The sequence below is a fragment of the Sutterella sp. genome (assembly GCF_052272535.1).
Lineage (GTDB): Bacteria > Pseudomonadota > Gammaproteobacteria > Burkholderiales > Burkholderiaceae_F > Sutterella.
In genome coordinates, this window is record NZ_DAVZJY010000129.1 from 1 (window position 1) to 6932 (window position 6932).

Genomic DNA, 6932 nt, shown 5'->3' on the forward strand with positions numbered 1-6932 from the left:
TGAGCGTTGGTCAAGTGGAGAATCCCCGTCCTTCAGGGCGGGGAGTGCGTCAAGCCGGTGCTCAGGGCGACCTTCTACGCCGCGCTCTGGGCCGTCGACGACCCCACGATCCTCACGGGCCTGAAGTCGAAGATCGACCGCCGCATCGTCGGCGGCCCTCGCGTTGTGTGCTGAGGTTGCGCAGACAACAAAAAAGCCCCACGCTTCGACGAAGCTGTGGAGCTTTCAAACCCGACCGCAGAGGCACAATGGCGGAGAAGGAGGGATTCGAACCCTCGAGGCCCGATATTTTGGACCTGCACCCTTAGCAGGGGTGTGCATTCGACCTCTCTGCCACTTCTCCGCACCATTGTTCCGGATGCGGCAAGGCATAAATTAGGTGGTGCGCCAGGCAGGATTCGAACCCACGACCCTCTGGTTCGTAGCCAGATACTCTATCCAACTGAGCTACTGGCGCACTGAGAAAATGAATTCTGCACGCTTCACGCAAAGTGTGCAAGGGTTCGCGTGAAGAATACCGCGTTTGCGGTATTCGTCGAAGACTTCCGCAGAGAGGTGCTGAAAGGGCTTCCGGAGGCGGCGCTGCGCGCGAAAGGACCCGCAGACGGGGTAATGAACAGTTACAATGAATAGCTTCACAGGAAAACGGCTTTGTGCGTGCGGGACTCCTTCCGGCGCGCCTTTCCGCCGTTTCTCCCCGACCAGGTTCAACCCCAACTACCTCGGCCCCTTGAAGCGCCGGGCAACTTTCGGCATGACACCACGACTTAGTCTTCGCGGGATCACGAAGCGCTATCCGGGCATCGTCGCCAACGACGGCGTGACGCTCGACATCGCCCCTGGCGAAGTGCTCGCCATCCTCGGTGAGAACGGCGCGGGCAAATCCACGCTGATGAAGATCATCTACGGCGCGGCACGCCCGGATGAAGGCGAGATCTCCTTCGACGGCAAGCCCCTTGAGGTATCAAGTCCGGCCGAAGCCCGCGAGCTCGGCATTGCGATGGTGCACCAGCACTTCGCGCTCTTCGACACGCTCACGGTGGCGGAAAACGTCGCCCTCGGCCTCTCGGGGAGCCTCACGCCCGCGCAGATCTCCGAGCAGATCAAGGCGCTCGGCGAGAAGTACGGCCTGCCGATCGACCCCTCGTCGATCGTGATGGAGCTCTCGATGGGCGAGCGCCAGCGCGTGGAGATTCTGCGCGCCCTGATGACGCACCCGAAGCTCCTCATTCTCGACGAGCCGACCTCGGTGCTCACGCCCCAGGCGGTCCGCACGCTCTTCAAGACCCTCCATCAGCTCTCCGCGGAAGGCGTCTCGATCCTCTTCATCTCCCACAAGCTCGACGAAATCCGCGAGCTCGCCAACCGCTGTGTGGTGCTGCGCTCCGGCCGCGTCGTCGCGAGCGTAGATCCGAAGGCGGAGACCGAGGAGGAGCTCGCGCGCATGATGATCGGCGACGATCCTCCGACGGTGCGCGAAGCCTCGGGCGAGGCGGGCGAAGTGGTCTTCGAGATGAAGCACGTGACCATTCCGGGCACGACCCGCGTCTGCGGCATCGAGGACGTCACGCTCTCGGTCCGCGCGGGCGAGATCGTCGGCATCGCCGGCATCTCCGGCAACGGCCAGGCGCGCTTCATGGCGGCGGCGTCGGGCGAATGCGCGACGCCCTCGGACTCCGTCCGCCTCTTCGGCAAGCCCGTGGGCGGACTCGACACGCACGCGCGCCGGCTCTCGGGCCTCAGGTACGTCCCCGAGCAGCGCCTCGGCCACGCCGCGGTCCCTGAGCTCTCGCTCACCGCGAACACCATCCTCACGGGCGACGTGCTCGTGCGCTCGGGCTTCATCCTGCGCGAGCGCGCCAAGGAGTTCGCCAACCTCGTGATCGAACGCTTCCACGTGAAGACCCCGAACGCCGAAAAGGCCGCGGGGAGCCTCTCGGGCGGAAACCTGCAGAAGTTCATCATGGGCCGCGAGATCCTCAATCGTCCGCGCGTGCTCCTCGTGCACCAGCCCACCTGGGGCGTGGACGTGGGCGCGGCGGCGGTGATCCGCAACAGCCTCATCCGTCTTCGCGACGACGGCGCGGCGATCATCGTCGTGAGCGAGGAGATCGACGAGCTCTTCGAGGTCTCCGACCGCATCGCCGTCATGTACCGCGGCGCGCTCTCGCCCGCGGTGCCCAAGAGGACCCTCACGATTGAAGAGGTCGGCCGCTGGATGGCCGGTCTCTGGCCCAATTCTCCTTTCGCCCGAAAGCACTCCGCGGAGGCCGACTGAAATGATTCAGTTCCCCGTCGCCCTGACGCCGCGCAGCGAACCCGCCCGCGCGCTCGCCTGGCTCTCTCCCCTTCTCGCCCTGGTGCTCACCGTCTTCACGGGCTTCTGCCTCTTCGCCGCGCTCGGTCAGGATCCGGTGCGCGCGCTCGGGGTCTTCTTCATCGCGCCTCTGGACAGCCTGCGCGGCTGGACGGAGGTGGGCGTGAAGATGACGCCGCTCCTTCTCTGCGCCGTCGGCCTCGTCGTCTGCTTCAAGGCGAACGTCTGGAACATCGGCGCTGAAGGCCAGCTGATCGCCGGCGCCATCACGGGCGGCATCGCCGCGCTCGCGTGCGATCCCTCGTTCGGCAAGTGGTACGTCGCCGTCGTGATGCTCGCCTCCGCCGCGGGCGGCGCCGTCTGGGGCGGCTTCACCGCGCTGCTGCGCCACAAGTTCCACGCGAACGAAATCCTCGTGTCGCTCATGCTCGTCTACGTCGCGCAGTTCCTGCTCGCCTGGTGCGTGCAGGGCCCGATGCGCGATCCGCAGGGGTACGGCTTCCCGCAGACGGAGCTCTTCGAGTCGGGCGCGATGCTCCCGGTTCTCGAAGGCACGCGCCTGCACCTCGGCGCCCTCGTGGCGCTCCTCGCGTCCCTGGGCATCTGGCTCCTGATGGACCGCATGGCCCTGGGGTTCCAGTTCAAGGTCTCCGGCATGGCGCCCTTCGCGGCGCGCTATGCGGGCTACCATCCGGGAAAGCTCATCTGGGCGTCGCTCCTCATCTGCGGCGCGCTCTCGGGCCTCGCGGGCGGCATTGAGGCCTCGGGCCCCCTGGGGCAGCTCACCCCGACCATCTCCCCGGGGTACGGCTTCGCGGCGATCATCGTCGCCTTCGTCGGCCGCCTCTCGCCCCTCGGCTGCATTCCCGCGGCCTTCGTGATGGCGCTCTTCTATCTCGGCGGCGAGCTCGCGCAGAGCCGCCTCGGTCTGCCGAGCTCCATCACCGGGGTCTACCAGGGTCTTCTTCTCTTCTTCATCCTCGCCTGCGACACGCTGATCTTCTACAAGCTCTCGTGGCGAGGCCTCTCGCCGCACCGCACGACGGAGGGCGCCTGACATGTCACTCGCCGCCTCGATCATTTCCTCGACCCTCAACGCCGGCACGCCGCTCCTCATCGCGGCCGCGGGCATCGTGATTCATGAGAAGTCGGGCGTCCTCAACCTCGGCATCGAAGGCATCATGCTGATGGGCGCCGTGGTGGGCTTCTCGACCACGCTCACCACGGGGAGCTTCACGCTCGGCTTCCTCGCGGGCGCGGGGGTGGGGCTCCTCCTCGGGCTCCTCTTCGCCTTCTTCACGCTCGGGCTTCACGCCAACCAGTACGCCGCGGGCCTCGCGCTCTCGCTCTTCGGCACGGGCCTCTCCGCCTTCATCGGCAAGCCCCTGCAGGGCCAGGCGCTGGCGGACCGCGCGTCGACCGGCATTCCGGGCCTGGAGGACATCCCCTTCATCGGCGAAGCGTTCTTCTCGCAGCACGTCTTCGTCTACGGGGCCCTCATCCTCATCGGCCTCGTCTGGTGGTTCCTCTTCCGCACGCGCGCGGGCCTGATTCTGCGCGCCGTGGGCGAGGCTCCGGGCTCGGCCTTCGCGCTCGGGTTCCCCGTCCTCAAGATCCGCCTGATGGCCGTCCTCTTCGGCGCCCTCTGTGCGGGCGTCGCCGGGAGCTACCTCTCGCTCGTCTACACGCCCCTCTGGGTGGAGGGCATGACCGCGGGCCGCGGCTGGATCGCGCTCGCGCTCGTCACCTTTGCCACGTGGCGGCCGCTGCGCGTCGTCGTGGGCGCCTACCTCTTCGGCGGCGTGACGATGCTGCAGTTCGCCTTCCAGGGCATGGGCATCTCCATTTCGCCTCAGTTCATGGCGATGACGCCGTACCTCGCGACGATCCTGGTGCTCGTGCTCATCTCGCGCAATCCCGCCTGGATCCGCCTCAACGTGCCCGCTTCGCTCGGCAAGCCCTTCGCGCCGCGCGGCTGACGGACGCCGCGCCCGGGGTTCTCCGAAGGATTCCCTCGGGAGCCCCGGCGGGGTGCGACGCAGGCCTTCGTCTTCGGTTTTTCTCTTTCATTTTCATTTTCAGGAGTTCAAAGAATGCAAAAGCGCCTTGCCTTCAAGCTCGTCTTTGCGGGCGCCGCCCTTGCGGCGCTCACGGCCTGCGGCCAGAAGGAGGAGCCCAAGGCTCCCGCCGCCGCCAAGCCCGCCGCCGCGCCGGCTCCCGCCGCCCAGGCCGAGGGCCCGATGAAGGTCGCCTTCATGTACGTGAGCCCGGCCAATGAAGAGGGCTGGAGCACGCAGCACGACATCGCCCGCCGCGCCGTCGAGGCGAAGTTCGGCGACAAGATCAAGGTGACCACCGTCGAGAACATCCCCGAGAACGCCGACGCCGAGCGCGTGCTGCGCGACCTCGCGCAGCAGGGCAACAAGTTGATCTTCGCCACCTCCTTCGGCTACATGAACTCCGTCCTCAAGGTCGCGAAGGAATTCCCCGAGGTGAAGTTCGAGCACGCGACGGGCTACAAGACGGCCCCGAACGTCGCCAACTACTCCGCGCGCTTTTATGAGGCGCGCTACCTCGCGGGCAAGCTCGCCGGCGCCACGACGAAGACGAACATCCTGGGCTACGTCGCGGCGCTGCCGATTCCCGAGGTGCTCCAGGGCATCAACGCCTACACCCTCGGCGCGCAGAGCGTGAACCCCAACGTCGAGGTGCGCGTCGTCTGGACCTCGGCCTGGTACGACCCGGGCAAGGAATCCGACGCCACGAAGTCCCTGATCGGCCAGAAGGCCGACGTGATCACGCACCACACCAATTCGTCCGCGGTGGCCGCGGCCTGCGAAGAGGCGAAGGTTCCGGTGATCAGCTACAACACTTCGATGAAGCGCGCCGCGCCGACGATGCTCTTGGGCGGCGTCATCCACATCTGGGACGACTTCTACGCCGGCCGCATCCAGGCCGTGATGGACGGCACCTGGAAGCCGCAGTCGGTCTGGGGCGGCGCGCCCGAGCACATGGTGGCCTTGGTCGACATCGCCAAGGGCACGCCCGAAGCGGTCGTGAAGGACATCGACGCGACCTACGAGCGCATGGCCAAGCGTGAATTCCATCCCTTCACGGGCCCCGTCGTCGACCAGGACGGCAAGGAGGTGATCCCGGCGGGCAAGACCGCTTCGGACTCCGACCTCCTCACGATGGGCTACCTCGTCAAGGGCGTCGCGGGCAAGCTCCCGAGCGGCAGCTGACCCATTGATTCCGGGCGGGGTCCTCAATGAGGGGACCCCGCATTCGCGTGAGCGGCCGCGAGGGGTGCGGCCTTCGGGCCCACCGGCGCGGAACGCCGAACCGATTCTTCCATTCCCTTCGACAATTCCTCTCTTTCGGAGAAAACCACCATGCAGAAGCGCGTTGTCTTCAAGCTCGCCCTTGCGGGCGCCGTGACGCTTGCCCTCTCGGCCTGCGGCGACAAGACCGAGGCCCCGAAGCAGGCCGACGCCGCCGCCCCGGCGAAGGTCGAGGCCGCCGCCGGCCCCCTCAAGATCGCCTTCGTCTACGTCTCGCCCGCGAGCGAGGAGGGTTGGTCGCGTCAGCACGACCTCGCCCGCATCGCCCTCGAGAAGGAGTTCGGCGACAAGATCAAGGTCACGACCGTTGAAAACATCCCTGCGGGCGCGGACTCCGAGCGCGTGCTGCGCGACCTCGCGCAGCAGGGCAACAAGCTGATCTTCGCCACCTCCTTCGGCTACATGAACTCCATCCTCAAAGTTGCCAAGGAGTTCCCGGACGTCAAGTTCGAGCACGCCACGGGCTACAAGACGGCCCCGAACGTGGGCGTCTACACCGCGCGCTTCTATGAGAGCCGCTACCTCGCCGGCATGCTCGCGGGCGCCACGACGAAGACGAACGTCCTCGGCTACGTCGCCGCCGTGCCGATCCCCGAAGTGCTCCAGGGCATCAACGCGTACACGTTGGGCGCCAAGAGCGTCAACCCCGACGTCGAGGTGCGCGTCGTCTGGACCTCGTCCTGGTACGACCCGGGCAAGGAGGCCGACGCCACGAAGACCCTCGTGGGCCAGAAGGCCGACGTGCTCACGCACCACACCGACTCGCCCGCGGTCGCCGCGGCCTGCGAGGACCTGAAGGTGCCCGTGATCTCCTACAACACCGCGATGAAGAAGATCGCCCCGACGATGCTTCTCGCGGGCGTCGTGCAGTCCTGGCAGGAGTACTACTCCGGCCGCATCAAGGCCGTGATGGACGGCACCTGGAAGCCCGACAACGTCTGGGGCGGCATCCCCGAGCACATGACGAACCTCGTCGACATCGCGCCCTCGACGCCGCAGAGCGTGGTTGAGAGAATCAAGACCGCCTACGACGGCATGGCGAAGCGCACCTTCGCGCCCTTCACCGGCCCGATCAAGGACAACGAAGGGAAGGTGGTCGTTGCCGAAGGCAAGCAGGCCACCGACGAAGAGCTCCTCAACATGGGCTGGCTCGTCGACGGCGTGGTCGGCAAGGTCCCGACCTCGAAGTAAGGCTCCGCCGCACCCGCGGGTTGACCAAACCCAAAAGTGCGGCGCAGGGACTCAGGAACTCAAGGCGTCCGGAAGATCTCCCC

6 protein-coding genes and 2 tRNA genes are annotated in these 6932 nt (G+C 66.7%); 6 read left to right on the plus strand and 2 right to left on the minus strand.

Going from position 1 to position 6932, the window contains the following annotated elements; all coding sequences use genetic code 11:
- Positions 1-6: 6 nt before the first annotated feature.
- Entirely contained in the window at positions 7-174 is a 168-nt protein-coding gene (locus tag ACT6Y9_RS07350; RefSeq protein ID WP_443744052.1) for a hypothetical protein, read from the plus strand.
- A gap of 75 nt (positions 175-249) precedes the next feature.
- On the opposite strand, the gene ACT6Y9_RS07355 is transcribed toward ACT6Y9_RS07350, so the two are convergent.
- Positions 250-343, minus strand: a tRNA-Ser gene (locus ACT6Y9_RS07355).
- Positions 344-380: 37 nt separating this feature from the next.
- A tRNA-Arg gene (locus ACT6Y9_RS07360) sits at positions 381-457 on the minus strand.
- A 297-nt stretch (positions 458-754) separates the two neighbouring features.
- Here ACT6Y9_RS07360 and ACT6Y9_RS07365 point away from each other — a divergent pair.
- From ACT6Y9_RS07365 to ACT6Y9_RS07385, 5 genes are all read left to right on the plus strand, one after another.
- A complete protein-coding gene (locus ACT6Y9_RS07365) occupies positions 755-2278 on the plus strand; it encodes an ABC transporter ATP-binding protein (protein ID WP_443744053.1) in 1524 nt (507 codons plus the stop codon).
- A gap of 1 nt (position 2279) precedes the next feature.
- Positions 2280-3374 carry an ABC transporter permease gene (locus ACT6Y9_RS07370; RefSeq protein ID WP_295479924.1) on the plus strand — a complete coding sequence of 365 codons (1095 nt, stop codon included), beginning with the start codon at positions 2280-2282 and terminating at the stop codon, positions 3372-3374.
- A 1-nt stretch (position 3375) separates the two neighbouring features.
- Positions 3376-4296 carry an ABC transporter permease gene (locus tag ACT6Y9_RS07375; RefSeq protein WP_295479926.1) on the plus strand — a complete coding sequence of 307 codons (921 nt, stop codon included), beginning with the start codon at positions 3376-3378 and terminating at the stop codon, positions 4294-4296.
- Between the two features lie 114 nt (positions 4297-4410).
- Positions 4411-5559, plus strand: coding sequence for a BMP family ABC transporter substrate-binding protein (locus tag ACT6Y9_RS07380; RefSeq protein ID WP_443744054.1), 1149 nt, complete (start codon positions 4411-4413; stop codon positions 5557-5559).
- A gap of 150 nt (positions 5560-5709) precedes the next feature.
- Positions 5710-6849 (plus strand): BMP family ABC transporter substrate-binding protein, encoded by a 1140-nt coding sequence (locus tag ACT6Y9_RS07385; protein ID WP_443744055.1) that lies wholly within the window; start codon positions 5710-5712, stop codon positions 6847-6849.
- Positions 6850-6932 lie beyond the last annotated feature (83 nt).